The organism is Pseudomonas sp. S3E17 (assembly GCF_024168685.1).
Classification (GTDB): Bacteria; Pseudomonadota; Gammaproteobacteria; order Pseudomonadales; family Pseudomonadaceae; genus Aquipseudomonas; species Aquipseudomonas marginalis.
In genome coordinates this window covers 4,382,683-4,397,409 of the sequence record NZ_JALJWE010000001.1, presented here as the reverse complement: position 1 = coordinate 4,397,409, position 14,727 = coordinate 4,382,683, and the positions used below count along the sequence as shown (strand labels likewise).

17 protein-coding genes are annotated in these 14,727 nt (G+C 61.0%); 11 read left to right on the top strand and 6 right to left on the bottom strand.

From position 1 onward, the window contains the following. Positions 1-26: 26 nt before the first annotated feature. The gene (locus J3D60_RS19865; RefSeq protein WP_253492529.1) at positions 27-602 is read right to left on the bottom strand and encodes a DUF6436 domain-containing protein; all 576 of its coding nucleotides are present in this window, start codon (positions 600-602) and stop codon (positions 27-29) included. Between the two features lie 99 nt (positions 603-701). On the opposite strand from J3D60_RS19865, the gene J3D60_RS19860 reads away from it, so the two are divergent. Beyond that, positions 702-1,643, top strand: a complete 942-nt coding sequence (locus J3D60_RS19860) for an alpha/beta hydrolase (RefSeq protein ID WP_253492527.1) — start codon at positions 702-704, stop codon at positions 1,641-1,643. A 44-nt stretch (positions 1,644-1,687) separates the two neighbouring features. Here J3D60_RS19860 and J3D60_RS19855 read toward each other — a convergent pair whose 3' ends face one another. Then, positions 1,688-2,440, bottom strand: coding sequence for a DUF2059 domain-containing protein (locus J3D60_RS19855; protein WP_065938073.1), 753 nt, complete (start codon positions 2,438-2,440; stop codon positions 1,688-1,690). 131 nt (positions 2,441-2,571) lie between these two features. On the opposite strand from J3D60_RS19855, the gene J3D60_RS19850 reads away from it, so the two are divergent. Both J3D60_RS19850 and J3D60_RS19845 read left to right on the top strand, forming a co-directional pair. Then, positions 2,572-3,204 carry a 2OG-Fe(II) oxygenase gene (locus J3D60_RS19850; RefSeq protein WP_065924356.1) on the top strand — a complete coding sequence of 211 codons (633 nt, stop codon included), beginning with the start codon at positions 2,572-2,574 and terminating at the stop codon, positions 3,202-3,204. A 2-nt stretch (positions 3,205-3,206) separates the two neighbouring features. Next, the gene (locus J3D60_RS19845) at positions 3,207-3,689 is read left to right on the top strand and encodes a DUF523 domain-containing protein (protein ID WP_065924355.1); all 483 of its coding nucleotides are present in this window, start codon (positions 3,207-3,209) and stop codon (positions 3,687-3,689) included. Here J3D60_RS19845 and J3D60_RS19840 read toward each other — a convergent pair. Next, positions 3,640-4,164 carry a transporter substrate-binding domain-containing protein gene (locus J3D60_RS19840; RefSeq protein ID WP_253492525.1) on the bottom strand — a complete coding sequence of 175 codons (525 nt, stop codon included), beginning with the start codon at positions 4,162-4,164 and terminating at the stop codon, positions 3,640-3,642. The two genes, J3D60_RS19845 and J3D60_RS19840, sit on opposite strands and share 50 nt — an antisense overlap. Positions 4,165-4,298: 134 nt before the next feature. Here J3D60_RS19840 and J3D60_RS19835 point away from each other — a divergent pair, with 134 nt between their 5' ends. After that, positions 4,299-4,739, top strand: a complete 441-nt coding sequence (locus tag J3D60_RS19835; protein ID WP_065938075.1) for a DUF4399 domain-containing protein — start codon at positions 4,299-4,301, stop codon at positions 4,737-4,739. Between the two features lie 95 nt (positions 4,740-4,834). On the opposite strand, the gene serA is transcribed toward J3D60_RS19835, so the two are convergent. Beyond that, a complete protein-coding gene (gene serA / locus J3D60_RS19830; protein WP_027608416.1) occupies positions 4,835-6,064 on the bottom strand; it encodes a phosphoglycerate dehydrogenase in 1,230 nt (409 codons plus the stop codon). Between the two features lie 205 nt (positions 6,065-6,269). Between serA and J3D60_RS19825 the strand changes: the two genes are divergently transcribed. The 4 genes from J3D60_RS19825 to J3D60_RS19810 all read left to right on the top strand — a co-directional run bounded on the left by J3D60_RS19825 (position 6,270) and on the right by J3D60_RS19810 (position 10,485). After that, on the top strand, positions 6,270-7,664 hold the full coding sequence (locus tag J3D60_RS19825) for an FAD-binding oxidoreductase (protein ID WP_065938076.1): 1,395 nt from the start codon (positions 6,270-6,272) through the stop codon (positions 7,662-7,664). A gap of 22 nt (positions 7,665-7,686) precedes the next feature. Next, positions 7,687-8,352 carry a fumarylacetoacetate hydrolase family protein gene (locus J3D60_RS19820; protein WP_027608418.1) on the top strand — a complete coding sequence of 222 codons (666 nt, stop codon included), beginning with the start codon at positions 7,687-7,689 and terminating at the stop codon, positions 8,350-8,352. 170 nt (positions 8,353-8,522) lie between these two features. Further along, a complete protein-coding gene (locus J3D60_RS19815) occupies positions 8,523-9,449 on the top strand; it encodes an SdiA-regulated domain-containing protein (RefSeq protein WP_253492523.1) in 927 nt (308 codons plus the stop codon). Between the two features lie 121 nt (positions 9,450-9,570). Further along, positions 9,571-10,485, top strand: a complete 915-nt coding sequence (locus tag J3D60_RS19810; RefSeq protein ID WP_065938079.1) for an SdiA-regulated domain-containing protein — start codon at positions 9,571-9,573, stop codon at positions 10,483-10,485. 18 nt (positions 10,486-10,503) lie between these two features. On the opposite strand, the gene rpiA is transcribed toward J3D60_RS19810, so the two are convergent. Next, entirely contained in the window at positions 10,504-11,175 is a 672-nt protein-coding gene (gene rpiA / locus J3D60_RS19805) for a ribose-5-phosphate isomerase RpiA (RefSeq protein WP_053127902.1), read from the bottom strand. Between the two features lie 136 nt (positions 11,176-11,311). Here rpiA and ilvA point away from each other — a divergent pair, with 136 nt between their 5' ends. Continuing rightward, a complete protein-coding gene (gene ilvA / locus J3D60_RS19800) occupies positions 11,312-12,826 on the top strand; it encodes a threonine ammonia-lyase, biosynthetic (RefSeq protein ID WP_253492521.1) in 1,515 nt (504 codons plus the stop codon). Between the two features lie 41 nt (positions 12,827-12,867). Then, positions 12,868-13,281 (top strand): DUF2269 family protein, encoded by a 414-nt coding sequence (locus tag J3D60_RS19795; RefSeq protein ID WP_253492519.1) that lies wholly within the window; start codon positions 12,868-12,870, stop codon positions 13,279-13,281. Between the two features lie 149 nt (positions 13,282-13,430). Here J3D60_RS19795 and J3D60_RS19790 read toward each other — a convergent pair whose 3' ends face one another. Further along, a complete protein-coding gene (locus tag J3D60_RS19790; protein WP_253492517.1) occupies positions 13,431-14,090 on the bottom strand; it encodes an HAD family phosphatase in 660 nt (219 codons plus the stop codon). 143 nt (positions 14,091-14,233) lie between these two features. On the opposite strand from J3D60_RS19790, the gene J3D60_RS19785 reads away from it, so the two are divergent. Continuing rightward, positions 14,234-14,713 carry an RNA pyrophosphohydrolase gene (locus tag J3D60_RS19785; RefSeq protein ID WP_003176750.1) on the top strand — a complete coding sequence of 160 codons (480 nt, stop codon included), beginning with the start codon at positions 14,234-14,236 and terminating at the stop codon, positions 14,711-14,713. The last annotated feature ends 14 nt before the right edge of the window (positions 14,714-14,727 follow it).

The window sequence follows — 14,727 nt, the reverse complement described above, 5'->3', positions numbered from 1 at the left end:
TTCCTTACCAAGAGTGGGGTGGCGGGCTACTCATCTTTCGACCACGAACAATAGCAGCCCACCGCCAGGGTGTGCGTGGCGTTCACGTCTCGGCCGGCTTCAAGGGCTTTCAGGATCGGCTCGATAAAACTGTTACTGGCGTTGCACGTCAGCCCTTCGCTGTAGGGCCCGAAATACGCGAGCTTGCCGGTGCGGTCCCAGATGCCCACGGCGGGGCTGGCCGGCACCTGGTCGGCGCCGGGCAGGGCGTTGAGGGTTTTCATCTTGCGCAGGTTATCGGGCAACTGGCCGTGGCTGCCGGCTTTTTGCAGGGCATAGAACTCGACGCCCTGGGGCGCGTATTGCTCGATCAACTCGCCCAGGTGCTGCTGGTTGCCGACGTTGCACGGGCACGCCGGATCCCAGAAATGCACCAGGCGGATCGGCCCGGGGCCGCTGAGTTCGGCGGGCAGGCGCAGAGGGTCGCCGGAGAATACCGCCGTGTGTTCGCTGAAGGCGCGCAGGTAGCGGCCCTGGAACCAGTCATACGCCGCCCACAGCACGCCGCCGCAGATGATCAGGATCAGGCTGGCGAACAGGGCGTTACGGTAAGGCTGTCGCATTCGGATCTATCCTCGCAGGTCGCGTAGCTTGCCATGCTTGTCCTGACAGATGAATATCGCAGCTCGATATTCATCTTCGCCGCAAGTCTGGAACCCTTTATGCCTGTGACCTTTGACCCTGATCACCTTCGCGAAAGCCTGCGGCCCCTGGTGGATGCGCAACCGCTTTCAGCCGAAGCGCGGGTCTACCAGCGTTTCTACGGACTGGACCTGAGTGCACGCAACGTGCCGACGGTGAGTCGGCTGGGGCGTTTCGAGGTGGCTGGGTTCGAGGTGGTCGCCCAGGTGTGGTGGCCGCCCGTGCCGGTGGCGACGATGTTTATGTTCCACGGCTTCTACGACCATATGGGCCTGTATCGCCACGTGGTGGACTGGGCCCTGGACCAGGGCTTTGTGGTAATCGCCTGCGATTTGCCGGGCCATGGCTTGTCCAGCGGCGCGCGCGCCAGCATCGATGATTTTGCCGTGTACCAGGATGTGGTGCAGGCACTGTTCGCCCAGGCCCAAGCGCTGCAATTGCCGCAGCCGTGGCACTTGTTCGGGCAAAGCACCGGCGGCGCGGTGGTGGTGGATCACCTGCTCAACCATGGCGCTACCAGCCCGGCGCAAGGCAAGACCCTCCTGCTCTCACCGCTGGTGCGGCCGCGTGCGTGGGGATGGTCACAGGTCAGCTATTACCTGCTGCGCCCGTTCGTCAAAGGCATCGCCCGGCGCTTCAGCGAGAACACTCACGACCCGGCGTTCAAGCCGTTCCTGGAAGCCGACCCGCTGCAACCCCGGCAACTGCCCACCGCCTGGGTAGGCGCCCTGGCGCGCTGGATCAAACGCATCGAAGCCGCGCCACGCAGCCCTCGGCGGCCGGTGATTGTGCAGGGTGAGGAAGACATGACGGTGGATTGGCAGCACAACTTGCAGGTGCTGCGGGGCAAGTTCGACCAGCCCGAAGTGTTGATGCTGCCGCGCGGCCGACATCACCTGGCGAATGAGATTCCGCAGATTCGCGAAGAGTACTTCCGGTATTTGACGGACCATCTGAAATAACACAGTCCAAATGTGGGAGGGGGCAAGCCTCCTCCCACATTTTATTACTGCGCCAGGCTTGAAGTGCTCTGGCCGACTGCCAGACCTGCGCGAATCGCCGCCAGCGCCGCCTGGTAATACGCCTTACCCTCTGGCGACTCCGCAAACGTCGCGAATTCTTCCAGCTCCGGGTCGGACAAATCCCGATAGACGTACAGCAGAGTGTTGTTCAGGTCATTGCCAATCTGTTGCATCAGCCGCTCACGCTGGCCATTCAACATGCCTTGGGCCTGGCCGCCACCCAGCAGGCCGGGGATCATCTGGCTCAAGCTGTCGGCGGCCACGCCGGCGATCGCCAGGCTCACCTCCGCCCCGGCTTCGCGGGCGGGCAGGGCCTGGGCCAGGTGGCCGATGATCAGGCTGCGAGTGGCGTCAGCCTCGATGTGCGGCAGGCCTTGGGCGTTTTTTGCCAACTGGTCGCGGCGCGTGGCCAGTAACTCGGCTGCAACGACCTTGCGGCCCAGGGGCGATTGGAAAAACGCCAGGGCCGGCGCAGGGTCCGCCAGGTGCTTGCGTAACTGGGCTTCGGCGCGCTGGTCCATGGCCTGGGCGGCAAAGCGCTTGTTGCTGTTGTCCACCAGCGCCTGGTACACCGCCGGCGGCAGGCTGTTACGGTAGCGTTGCTGGGCAGCACTGAGGGCGTCATTGAAATGCGCACGTTGTTCGGCCCAGCCGGCGACCTTGTACAACTGGTCATGGCCGTCTGCCCAAGCGGGCAAAACGCAGAACATCAGCAAGGAAAAAAACAAACGACGCATATGGACTCCTGTCAGTCGGCCACTATTGTCCGTGTCGGGCGTAGGATTTGTCGAGAAGTCCTATCAGTCAGCTGACTAAAGTGTATTCAGACGCTCGGCGGCTCTGTCGGATTCACAGGCGTATGGATACTATGCGCGCCATGCAAATACCCCTTGATCACCCCCTGCTGCAACGCATCGTCGATGACCTGGCCGAAAAAGGCTGGTCGCAGCAGAACGGCTTCCTGCCCCAGGCTCTGACCCTGGAACTGGCGGCTGAGTGCCGTAAACGTGCGGCCGAGGGTGAACTGGCCCCGGCGGCAGTGGGGCGCGGGCCGGCCCAGGAGATTCGCGAGGGTATTCGCGGCGACCATATCCAGTGGCTGGAGGAGGGCGACGCGGCGGTCTGCGACAGTTATATGGCGTTGATGGACACGCTGCGCCTGGCGATGAACCGTGGTTTGTTCCTCGGCCTTGAGGATTTCGAAAGCCACTTCGCGATGTATCCCCCTGGCGCGTTTTACCTCAGGCACCTGGACCGGTTCCGTGACGATGATCGGCGCATGGTCTCGGCGGTGATCTACTTGAACGACGCCTGGTTGCCCGAGCACGGTGGCCAGTTGCGCATGTACCTCAAGGACGGCGTCGAATACGACGTGGTGCCCAGCGGTGGATGCCTGGTGGTGTTCCTGTCGGGCGAGGTGCCCCACGAAGTCATGCCGGCTACGCGCGAGCGCCTGTCCCTCACCGGCTGGTTTCGTCGGCGCGGTAACGAGCCGTTCTAACCATGCAAAAGATTCTGATCAGCCGCTGCCTGCTTGGCCACAAGGTGCGCTACGACGGTGGGGCCAGCGGGCCGTTCGATCAACTGGCGGCGTGGCAGGCTGAAGGGCGCGTGGTTGCGATCTGCCCGGAAGTGTCGGGCGGTCTGCCGACGCCCAGGCCCTCCGCCGAGATTCCAGGTGGGCAGGGCATCGATGTCTGGGAAGGCCGCGCCCAGGTGCTGACGGCCGAGGGCGAAGACTTCAGCGCCGCCTTCCTCGACGGCGCCCGGCAAGCCTTGGCGTTGGTGCAGCGCCATCACATCCGCATCGCCATTCTCAAGGCCAATAGCCCGTCCTGCGGCAACCTGCTGACCTATGACGGCACTTTCACCGGTGTCAAGGTCAGTGGCGAAGGCGTAACGGCGGCGCTTCTCAAGCGCCATGGCGTGCAGGTGTTCAGTGAGCTGGAGTTGCCTGCGGCGGCACAGGCGTTGGCGCGTCTGTAGGGGCCTGGTCCTCTAACCACTTATGGGACAGCGCCTTTAAACGGCCATCGTCCTTCACCCGCTTCAGCGCCCCGTCCAGGCTGGTCTTGAAGGCCGGGTTGCCCTTCTGGAACGGGATCGCCAGCTCAGGCTTGTCGTGATAAGCCTCGCTGAAATCGAACTGATCCTTAAGCTCGGCAGTCATAGCGACATGGTTGATGGCCACATCGTATTTGCCGGTTGAGACCCCCGGCAGCATGTCGGCGTCATCGGTGGTGATAAACGAAGGGCGCACGTCCATTTCCTTGGCCAGCAATTCACCCAACTCGACTTCAAAGCCGGTGAGTTTGTCGCCTTCCTTGAAATTGTACGGTGGTGTGTTGGCTTCAAGGGCGATGCGGAGTTCGCCGCGATCGTTTACATCGTCGATCAGTTCGGCATGAGCCAGGGGGCTCAGCAGGGGCAGCAACAGTAACAGGCCAGGCGAAAAGCGCATGGTCACTCCTAAAGAATTCGAATGTGCGAGGCGCCGTTCAGCATCGCTTTGCTATGGTGGTGAGTGCCTTGGACAGCAATTTGTCGCGAAGTTGTCAGAACCCTACAGAATTCATGGAAAAACTGGAGAAGCGAATGAAAGCCCTATTGTCCCGTGCAACCATTGCCAGCCTGCTGCTGGGCGCCTCGATGTTGGCGAATGCCGCCGACGGCATCCCGCGCAGTGCTCCACCCGAAGGCGCCAAAGTGTTTATCGTCTCGCCAAAAGACGGTGCCACCGTCGATAAAACCTTCACAGTCAAATTCGGCATGGAAGGCCTGAAGCTGGCCCCGGCCACTGACCAAACCGCAGGCACCGGCCACCACCACCTGCTGGTCGATCAGAAAGCGCTGCCTGACGCCAGTGTACCGATCCCGGCCACCGACACCGTGATTCACTACGGCAAGGCCCAGACCGAGACCGAGCTGACCCTCACCCCAGGCAAACACACCCTGCAACTGGTGGCCGGCGACAAGCTGCACATGCAGTTCGACCCGACTGTAGCCTCGAAAGTCATCACGGTTAATGTGAAATAAAAAACGGGAGCCCCTGATGGGGCCCCCGTTTTTTATCGGCAAGCTAAAAGCTGCAAGTAGACGCTTTTAGCTTGCCGCTGACCATTCCCGCCGTTTTAGAACAACACGCGGCTACGGATAGTGCCGTTGATGTGCTGCAGCTTCTCTTGCGCCAGGTCCGAGTACTCGGCGTCGACGTCGATCACCACGTAGCCGACCTTCTCGTTGGTCTGCAGGAACTGACCGGAGATGTTGATGCCGTTTTCCGCGAAGACCTTGTTGATCTCCATCATCACGCCCGGGATGTTCTGGTGGATGTGCAGCAGACGGTGCTTGCCAGGGTGAGCCGGCAGGGCCACTTCCGGGAAGTTGACGGACGAGACCGAGGTGCCGTTGTCGCTGTACTTGACCAGCTTCTCCGACACTTCCAGGCCGATGTTGGCCTGGGCTTCAGCGGTGGAGCCGCCGATGTGCGGGGTCAGGATCACGTTGTCCAGGCCACGCAGCGGGCTTTCGAAGATGTCGTCGTTGGAGCGTGGCTCCACCGGGAACACGTCGATTGCGGCGCCGATCAGGTGCTTGTCCTTGATCGCGTCGGCCAGGGCGTCCAGCTCGACCACGGTGCCCCGTGCAGCGTTGATCAGGATGCCGCCTTTCTTGATGGCGCGGATTTCCTTCTCGCCGATCATCCACTGGGTCTCGGCGGTTTCCGGAACGTGCAGGGTGACGATGTCGGACATGCCCAGCAGCTCGGTCAGGCTCGACACCTGGGTGGCGTTGCCCAATGGCAGTTTGGTCAGGGTGTCGTAGAAGAACACCTGCATGCCGAGGCCTTCGGCCAGTACCGACAGTTGCGTGCCGATCGAGCCGTAACCGACGATACCCAGCTTCTTGCCCCGGATTTCGAAGGAGTTGGCCGCGCTCTTGATCCAGCCGCCACGGTGGCAGGAAGCGTTCTTCTCAGGGATACCGCGCAGCAGCAGGATGGCCTCGGCCAGCACCAGCTCCGCCACGGAACGGGTGTTGGAGTACGGGGCGTTGAACACTGCAATGCCGCGCTCGCGCGCTGCGTCGAGGTCGACCTGGTTGGTGCCGATGCAGAAACAGCCGACCGCCACGAGTTTCTTGGCGTGATCGAAGATCTCTTCGGTCAGCTGAGTACGGGAGCGAATGCCGATAAAGTGCGCGTCGGCGATCTTTTCCTTGAGCTGGGCTTCCGGCAGAGAACTGGTGATGTACTCAATGCTGGAGTACCCGGCGGCCTTCAGTACGTCGACGGCCGATGGGTGGACGCCTTCCAGAAGAAGGAACTTGATCTTGCTCTTATCGAGAGAAGTCTTGCTCATCTGCGTAAACCTGTATCCCGGAGAAAAATGGCAGGGAATCGGATCGCTTAAGCTGACCCGGACGGCAGGAAAGCCGTCACCGCAGAAACGCCCTTGGGCTCTGTCCTGCGGGGGCGGTATGCTAGCATACGCGCCCCGCTAAACACCTATTCCTGCGACGTGAAGCGTTCTCAGGATGACCATGAATTGTTCGAGAGTTCTGTCGATGACCCATCCTGCCCTGATTGATGAGCTAAAGACCCTGGTTGAGCCCGGCAAAGTGCTGACCGACGCCGACTCCCTGGAGGCTTACGGCAAGGATTGGACCAAGCACTTCGCGCCCGCGCCGACCGCCATCGTGTTCCCCAAGACCACCGAGCAGGTGCAGGCCATTGTCCGTTGGGCCAATGCGCACAAGGTGGCGCTGGTGCCATCCGGTGGTCGCACCGGCCTCTCGGCTGCTGCCGTGGCGGCCAATGGCGAAGTGGTCGTCTCGTTCGACTATATGAACCAGATCCTCGACGTGAACCTCACCGACCGTACCGCGGTGTGCCAGCCGGGCGTGGTGACCAAGCAATTGCAGAACGTCGCCGAAGAAAATGGCCTGTACTACCCGGTGGACTTCGCATCGTCCGGTTCCAGCCAGATCGGCGGCAATATCGGCACCAATGCCGGCGGGATCAAGGTCATTCGCTACGGTATGACTCGCAACTGGGTGGCCGGCATGAAAGTCGTCACCGGCAAGGGCGATGTGCTGGAGCTGAACCGCGACCTGATCAAGAACGCCACCGGCTACGACATGCGCCAACTGTTTATCGGCGCCGAAGGCACCCTGGGCTTTGTGGTCGAAGCCACCATGCGCCTGGACCGTGCGCCGAAAAACCTCACCGCGATGGTGCTCGGCACCACCGATTTCGACTCGATCATGCCAGTGCTGCACGCCTTCCAGGGCAAGCTGGACCTGACCGCCTTCGAGTTCTTCTCCGACAAGGCCTTGGCCAAAGTCCTCGGCCGTGGCGATGTGCCGGCGCCGTTCGAAACCGAGTGCCCGTTCTACGCGCTGCTGGAATTCGAAGCCACCACCGAAGAAGTTGCCAACCACGCGCTGGAGACCTTCGAGCACTGCGTCGAGCAGGGCTGGGTGCTGGACGGCGTGATGAGCCAGAGCGAAACCCAGTTGCACAACCTGTGGAAACTGCGCGAGTACATCTCCGAGACCATTTCCCACTGGACGCCTTACAAGAACGACATATCGGTCACCGTCTCCAAAGTGCCAGGGTTCTTGAAGGAAATTGATGCGATCGTCGGCGAACACTACCCGGACTTCGAAATCGTCTGGTTTGGCCATATCGGCGACGGCAACCTGCACCTGAACATCCTCAAGCCGGAAAGCCTGAGCAAGGATGAGTTCTTCGCCAAGTGCGCCACGGTGAACAAGTGGGTGTTCGAAACCGTTCAGAAGTACAACGGTTCGATCTCCGCCGAACACGGCGTGGGCATGACCAAGCGCGATTACCTGACCTACAGCCGCTCGCCGGTTGAGATCGAATACATGAAAGCAGTGAAGGCGGTGTTCGACCCGAACGGGATCATGAACCCTGGCAAGATCTTCGCTGTTTAACCGCCCCCGAAGGAGTCGTTTCATGAGCTACCAGCACAAGTATGTCGACGGCACCAATATTCACTTTCCTGTCGGTAAAGTGGTGTGTATTGGGCGTAACTACGCCGAACATGCCAAGGAACTGGACAACCCGGTGCCGACCGAGCCGTTGCTGTTCATCAAGCCGGGCAGTTGCGTCGTCCCGCTGGAAGGCGGTTTCAGCATTCCGACCGAGCGCGGTTCGGTGCACTACGAGGCGGAAATCGCGGTGCTGATCGGCAAGCCGCTGTCGAACAAGCCCAGCCGTGAAGAAGTGCTGGACGCCATCTCCGGCTTCGCCCCGGCCCTGGATCTGACCCTGCGCGACAAGCAATCCGAGCTGAAGGCCAAGGGCCTGCCGTGGGAAATCGCCAAGTCCTTCGACGGCGCGGCGGTGATTGCGCCGTTCGTGGTCGGCAGCACCTTCGCGGACGTGACCGATATTGGCATTCGCCTGACCATCAATGGCGAAGTGCGCCAGGACGGCAACAGCGCGAGCATGCTCAACCCGATCGTGCCGATGATCCAGTACATGGCCGGCTGCTTCTCGCTGCAGGCTGGCGATGTGATCCTCACCGGCACCCCAGCCGGCGTGGGCCCGTTGAATGTGGGTGATGACCTGGTGTTGGAATTGACCGGCGTGAATCGTTTCGAAAGCAGCGTTCGATAAGCACCTGATGTGGGAGGGGGCTTGCCCCCTTCCACATTGGGTCCGAGTCCATTTAATGCATGGGCTTTTGCATTTTTTTCACACCCCATCCGGATAATCCTCAGCCTCCTGCGCGCGGGTCCATTGATCCTGTGCTATCACCTACCGCTGACTTTCCGGAAAAGCACCCAATGGCCGTGTCCCTGCCTTCCGCCACACCCAAACCGCGCTCTCGCTTTGCCTTGCGCTGGTATTCCTGGCTATTTCTGGCGGGTGCCATCGTGTATGGCATTTCCTGGGCCATGCATTGGGACGATCGCGGCGTGCTGTGGCTGTTGGAGGGCTTTGAAACGCCCGCCGAGCGCAGCGAAAGTGTGTGGTTGCCTGACTATCACGTTGTCATCGACGCCAAGGTTTTGCCGGGCATGGAGAAAGACGAAGCCTCGGACGTCTCCTATAACCCGCAGACCAAAACCCTGTTTTCCGTCATGGGTAAAAACCCGTTCCTTGTCGAGCTGAGCCTGCAAGGCGATGTATTGCGCAAGATGCCGCTCAATGGCTGGGACAACCCGGAAGGCGTGACCGTGATGGAAAATGGCCTGATGGCCGTGGTCGACGAACGCCAGCACAACCTGACCATCGTCAAGATCGACGCTGCCACCCAGCAATTGAACAAGGCCGACTTCCCGAGCTATGACCTGGGCCCGTCCAAGGACCAGAACAAAGCGTTCGAGGGGCTTACCTGGGACAAGCGCAATCAGCAATTTGTGCTGGGTGAAGAGCGGCCGCCAGCGTTGTTCACCTGGAAAAGCGACGGCAGCCAGACCCTGGTCGGCGATAAACAGAAACTGGCCAGCAAAGAGCTGGACATGCGCAACCTTTCGGCCCTGGCCATCGATCCGCGCACCGGCCATCTGCTGGTGTTATCGGCCGACTCCCATTTGTTGCTGGAGTTGGATGAGAAGGGTGAACAAGTCAGCTTCATGACCCTGCTTGGTGGCTTCAACGGCCTCAAGAACACCATCCCCCGCGCAGAAGGGGTCACCATGGATGAGGACGGCACGCTCTATATGGTCAGTGAGCCAAACCTGTTCTATCGTTTCGAAACGCAGAAATAACACACGAATCACGTCGGATATTTCTCTATTAGCGGCATTCGCCAGACACCAGGGTGCGTTTAAGTTTAAATTCAGACAGGCGTGATATTCATTCGCCACTTTTGACTTTGAGCACCGCCCGATGCGTCGATTTGCCCGCCCCAAACCCATTCTCTTGATGCTCGCGTTGATCGCCCTGGTCAGCGCCGGGGCTGTTGCGCAGCACTTTCGCCTGTTCGAGCGCGCCTGGTTCAACTGGCAGGCCTGGCGTCAGCCGGCGGACGAGCGCTCCATCGGCCTGGCGGATTACCGAGTGACCCTTGAGGCCCAGGTTATCGAGGGTCTCGACGACGATGTCTCGGCCCTCACCTACGATCCGGTACGCAAGAGCCTGTTTACCGTCACCAATAAAAACGCCGAGCTGATCGAGCTGTCCCTTGAGGGCAAGATCCTGCGACGCATCCCGTTGGTGGGGTTTGGTGATGCCGAGGCGGTGGAATTTATCAGCGACAACATCTATGTCATCACCGACGAGCGCCAGCAGCGGCTGATCAAGGTGCATGTGGACGACGATACCCAATTCCTCGACGCCGCCGATGCGGAACAGATGACCCTGGGCCTGCATGTCGGGGGCAACAAGGGGTTTGAGGGGTTGGCCTATGACTCGGTGGGCAAGCGCCTGTTCGTGGCCAAGGAACGCGACCCGATGCTGATCTACGAGGTCCACGGTTTTCCCCATTTCAAACCGGAAAAAACCTACTCGGTGCACGTGATCAACAACCCCAAGCGCGATGCCGGGTTGTTTGTACGCGACCTGTCGAGCCTGCAATACGACGAGCGCAGCGGCCATCTGCTGGCGCTGTCGGATGAGTCGTTCCTGGTGTTGGAGCTGGACATCGACGGTCGCCCATTGAGCAGCCTGTCTCTGCTCAATGGGCGCCATGGCCTGAAAAAACGGGTGCCCCAGGCCGAAGGAATCGCCATGGATGACGAGGGTACGTTGTACCTGGTCAGCGAGCCGAACCTGTTCTACGTGTTCAAGAAACCCAATCCCTGAGACACATTGGGTTTTGCATCAGGCTTTAAGGGTTTTCACGCCTTCGGAAGTGCCCAGCAGCAGCACATCCGCCGGACGCGCCGCGAACAGGCCGTTGGTGACCACGCCGACGATGGCGTTGATCTGGGTCTCAAGCTCCACTGGGTTGGTGATCTGCATATTGAACACGTCGAGGATGATGTTGCCGTTGTCGGTCAACACGCCTTCGCGGTACACCGGATCGCCACCCAGCTTCACCAGCTCACGAGCCACGTGGCTGCGGGCCATCGGGATGACTTCCACCGGCAGCGGGAACGCGCCGAGCACCGGTACCAGCTTGCTGGCGTCGGCGATGCAGATAAAGGTCTTGGCCACGGCCGCGACGATCTTCTCGCGGGTCAGGGCTGCACCGCCGCCCTTGATCAGGTTCAGGTGTTCGTCGCTTTCATCGGCGCCGTCGACGTAGAACTCCAGGTCGCTCACGGTGTTGAGCTCGTACACCGGAATGCCATGGCCCTTGAGGCGCGCGGCGGTGGCTTCGGAACTGGCCACGGCGCCGTCGAACGCGCCTTTGTGCTGGGCCAGCGCATCGATAAAGCAGTTGGCGGTGGAGCCGGTGCCGACACCGACGATGCTCTTGTCGTCGAGTTTAGGAAGGATTAAATCGACGGCGGCCTGGGCCACTGCCTGTTTGAGTTGATCCTGGGTCATGCGGGCTCCGGAACGGGCGGGGAGTAAAGAGGGGCGCGAGTATAACCCAACAAAACCTCCGGATTCGTGTGGTCGCCCGGCCAAACGCTGGGTTAGACTCCTTGGCCCTGCCCAACCCGCCCAGTGATTTCCGCCGATGCTTGAACAGTACGTCAAAAAGATCCTCACCTCGCGCGTCTATGACGTTGCCGTAGAAACCCCGCTGCAGACCGCCCGCCAGCTCTCCGAGCGGCTGGGCAACAAGGTCTGGCTCAAGCGTGAAGACTTGCAGCCGGTGTTCTCGTTCAAGATTCGCGGCGCGTATAACAAGCTGACTCAATTGACCACTGAAGAGCGTGCACGCGGCGTGGTCACGGCCTCGGCGGGCAACCATGCCCAGGGCCTGGCCCTGGCGGCCAAGGTGCTGGGGGTCAAGGCCACGATCGTGATGCCCAAGACCACCCCGGAGATCAAGGTCGAAGGCGTGCGCTCCCGTGGCGGCAAAGTGGTGCTGCATGGCGATTCCTTCCCGGAAGCCCTGGCCTACTCGCTCAAGCTGGTCGACGAAAAAGGCTACGTCTACATTCACCCCTACGACGATCCGCACACCATTGCCGGGCAGGGCACCGTGGCGATGGAGATCCTGCGCCAGCACCCGGGGCCCCTGGACGCGATTTTCGTACCGGTGGGCGGCGGCGGGCTGATCGCCGGCATCGCGGCGTACGTGAAATACCTGCGCCCGGAGATCAAAATCATCGGCGTCGAACCGGACGACTCCAACTGCCTGCAAGCTGCCATGGCTGCCGGCGAGCGTGTGGTGCTGCCCGCCGTGGGCATTTTTGCCGATGGCGTGGCGGTGGCGCAGATCGGCCAGCACACCTTCGACATCTGCAAGGACTATGTGGATGAAGTGATCACCGTCAGCACCGATGAGATCTGCGCGGCGATCAAGGACATCTACGACGACACCCGCTCCATCACCGAGCCGGCCGGCGCGCTGGGTGTGGCGGGGATCAAGAAATACGTGGAGACCCGTGGCATCAGCGGGCAAACCCTGGTGGCCATCGACTCCGGCGCCAACGTCAACTTCGACCGCCTGCGCCATGTGGCCGAGCGCGCCGAGCTGGGTGAAGGCCGCGAAGCCATCATCGCCGTGACCATCCCCGAGAAGCCGGGCAGCTTCAAGGCGTTCTGCGAGGCGGTGGGCAAGCGCCAGATCACCGAATTCAACTACCGCTACCACTCCGGCAGCGAAGCGCACATCTTTGTCGGCGTGCAGACCCATCCGGAAAACGACCCGCGCAGTGCGCTGATCGCCAGCCTCACCGGCCAGGGTTTCCCGGTGCTGGACCTGACCGAGAACGAACTGGCCAAGTTGCACATCCGCCATATGGTCGGCGGGCATGCGGCCCAGGTCAGTGATGAAGTGGTGTTCCGTTTCGAATTCCCGGAGCGTCCGGGGGCGCTGTTCAACTTTCTTAACAAATTGGGCGGGCGCTGGAACATCTCGATGTTCCACTATCGCAACCACGGTGCCGCTGACGGCCGTGTGGTTGCTGGCCTGCAAGTGCCGGCGAGCGAGCGTCACCTGGTCCCGGCAGCCCTGGAGGCCATTGGCTACCCGTATTGGGATGAAAGCGATAACCCGGCCTACAAACTGTTTCTCGGTTGAGCGACTACGCTGATTGGGGCGGCCTTTAAGGAAAACGACATATGGAAACCCTGACCACCCTCAAAGTTATCCACATCGCCGCCACGGTGTTGCTGCTGCTCAGCGGCCTCGGCCTGGCGCTGCTGGCCTGGCGCAAGCGCAGCGCCGGCCCGGCCGTGACGGTGCAGCGCCCGTGGGCGTTCGTGTGGTTGCTGATGGGCGTTTGCATGGTCAGCATACCGTTTACCGGCTGGTGGCTGGTGCACCTGGTCGGCTGGCCGCTGGGGCAGACCTGGATCCTCGGTTCCAGCATCCTCTATACCGTGGCCGCGCTGGCCTGGTTCTGGCTGGTGGCACGGCTTAACCGGCTGCGCAAAGGCGAGGGCGGCAGCCTGAATTTCACCCTGGTGCTGGCGGTGGTAAGCCTGGTGGGGTTTGTGGCGATTGCCGGGCTCATGGGCGCCAAGCCGGTGTAACGCGGTGAGGGCTTCTGTGGTGAGCGGGCTTGCCCCGCGCTGGGCTGCGAAGCAGCCCTGACAAAGGCCCGCATTTTTCCTGATGAGACCGGTTGGCAGGTTTTGGGGCTGCTTCGCAGCCCAGCGCGGGGCAAGCCCGCTCACCACCGTTACTCGCTACGCAGGGTAATCACCGGCCAACCCCGCTTCTCGGCTTCAGCACGCAGATTCGGATCCGGATCCACCGCCACCGGGTGCGTCACCTGCTCCAACAGCGGCAGGTCATTCATCGAGTCGCTGTAGAAGTAACTGTCTTCCAGGCTGTACCCCGTCTCTTCCAACCACCGATTCAAGCGCGTCACCTTGCCTTCACGAAAGCACGGCACATCCGTGCTGCGCCCGGTGTAGCGGCCATTTTCCATCTCGCACTCGGTGGCGATCAGCGTATCGACGCCCAGGCGTGCGGCAATTGGCGCGGTGACGAAACGGTTGGTGGCGGTGATGATCACCAGCTTGTCGCCAGCGGCGCGGTGCTTGGCCAGCAGCTCAGCGGCCAGGGGCAGCATGATCGGCTCGATGCAGTCGCGCATATAGTCGTTATGCCATTCGTCCAACTGGGCCATCTCGGTGCGGCCGAGGATTTCCAGGCAGAAGTTCAGGTAGGCGGCGTTGTCCAGCTTGCCGGCCAGGTAGTCCTGGTAGAACTCGTCGTTGCGGGCTTTGTAGGCGACCGCGTCGAGAATCCCCCGCTCGCAGAGGTAATCGCCCCAGGCGTGGTCACTGTCACCGCCGAGAAGGGTGTTGTCCAAGTCGAATAAAGCCAGGCGCATTGCAGTTACTCGCTGAAAAGTCTGTAAAAAGGCGTCCAGAATACGGTCTTTTCACAAGAGTGCACATAAGGTAAGAAGCCTCGTTGCCGCTGGAACAACCTTTGTGGAACAATGCGGCGACATGCGTTTGCGAGGTTGTTGCCGTGATCGACCCCGATGGTTTCCGTCCTAATGTCGGGATTATTCTTACGAATGATGCCGGACAGGTGCTATGGGCTCGCCGAATCAACCAAGATGCCTGGCAGTTTCCTCAAGGCGGAATCAACCCCGACGAAACCCCTGAAGACGCCTTGTACCGTGAGTTGAATGAAGAAGTCGGCCTTGAGCGTGAAGATGTGCAGATTTTGGCCTGTACCCGGGGCTGGTTGCGCTATCGTTTGCCGCAACGCCTGGTGCGTACCCACAGCCAACCGCTGTGCATCGGCCAGAAGCAGAAATGGTTTCTCCTGCGCCTGATCTCCAACGAGCAGCGGGTGCGGATGGATTTGACCGGTAAACCGGAGTTCGATGGCTGGCGTTGGGTCAGTTATTGGTACCCGTTGGGCCAGGTGGTGACATTCAAGCGCGAGGTTTATCGTCGCGCTCTCAAAGAGCTTGCCCCGCGCCTTTTAGCGCGCGACTGACGACGGAGTTCGAC

Bases quoted from the DNA above. Each gene is read 5' to 3' on its own strand.
- J3D60_RS19855 (WP_065938073.1), bottom strand. From the start codon at position 2,440: ATGCGTCGTTTGTTTTTTTCCTTGCTGATGTTCTGCGTTTTGCCCGCT.
- rpiA (WP_053127902.1), bottom strand. From the start codon at position 11,175: ATGACCCAGGATCAACTCAAACAGGCAGTGGCCCAGGCCGCCGTCGAT.
- serA (WP_027608416.1), bottom strand. From the start codon at position 6,064: ATGAGCAAGACTTCTCTCGATAAGAGCAAGATCAAGTTCCTTCTTCTG.
- ilvA (WP_253492521.1), top strand. From the start codon at position 11,312: ATGCTTGAACAGTACGTCAAAAAGATCCTCACCTCGCGCGTCTATGAC.
- J3D60_RS19865 (WP_253492529.1), bottom strand. From the start codon at position 602: ATGCGACAGCCTTACCGTAACGCCCTGTTCGCCAGCCTGATCCTGATC.
- J3D60_RS19835 (WP_065938075.1), top strand. From the start codon at position 4,299: ATGAAAGCCCTATTGTCCCGTGCAACCATTGCCAGCCTGCTGCTGGGC.
- J3D60_RS19860 (WP_253492527.1), top strand. From the start codon at position 702: ATGCCTGTGACCTTTGACCCTGATCACCTTCGCGAAAGCCTGCGGCCC.
- J3D60_RS19825 (WP_065938076.1), top strand. From the start codon at position 6,270: ATGACCCATCCTGCCCTGATTGATGAGCTAAAGACCCTGGTTGAGCCC.
- J3D60_RS19815 (WP_253492523.1), top strand. From the start codon at position 8,523: ATGGCCGTGTCCCTGCCTTCCGCCACACCCAAACCGCGCTCTCGCTTT.
- J3D60_RS19820 (WP_027608418.1), top strand. From the start codon at position 7,687: ATGAGCTACCAGCACAAGTATGTCGACGGCACCAATATTCACTTTCCT.
- J3D60_RS19840 (WP_253492525.1), bottom strand. From the start codon at position 4,164: ATGCGCTTTTCGCCTGGCCTGTTACTGTTGCTGCCCCTGCTGAGCCCC.
- J3D60_RS19845 (WP_065924355.1), top strand. From the start codon at position 3,207: ATGCAAAAGATTCTGATCAGCCGCTGCCTGCTTGGCCACAAGGTGCGC.
- J3D60_RS19790 (WP_253492517.1), bottom strand. From the start codon at position 14,090: ATGCGCCTGGCTTTATTCGACTTGGACAACACCCTTCTCGGCGGTGAC.
- J3D60_RS19810 (WP_065938079.1), top strand. From the start codon at position 9,571: ATGCGTCGATTTGCCCGCCCCAAACCCATTCTCTTGATGCTCGCGTTG.
- J3D60_RS19850 (WP_065924356.1), top strand. From the start codon at position 2,572: ATGCGCGCCATGCAAATACCCCTTGATCACCCCCTGCTGCAACGCATC.
- J3D60_RS19795 (WP_253492519.1), top strand. From the start codon at position 12,868: ATGGAAACCCTGACCACCCTCAAAGTTATCCACATCGCCGCCACGGTG.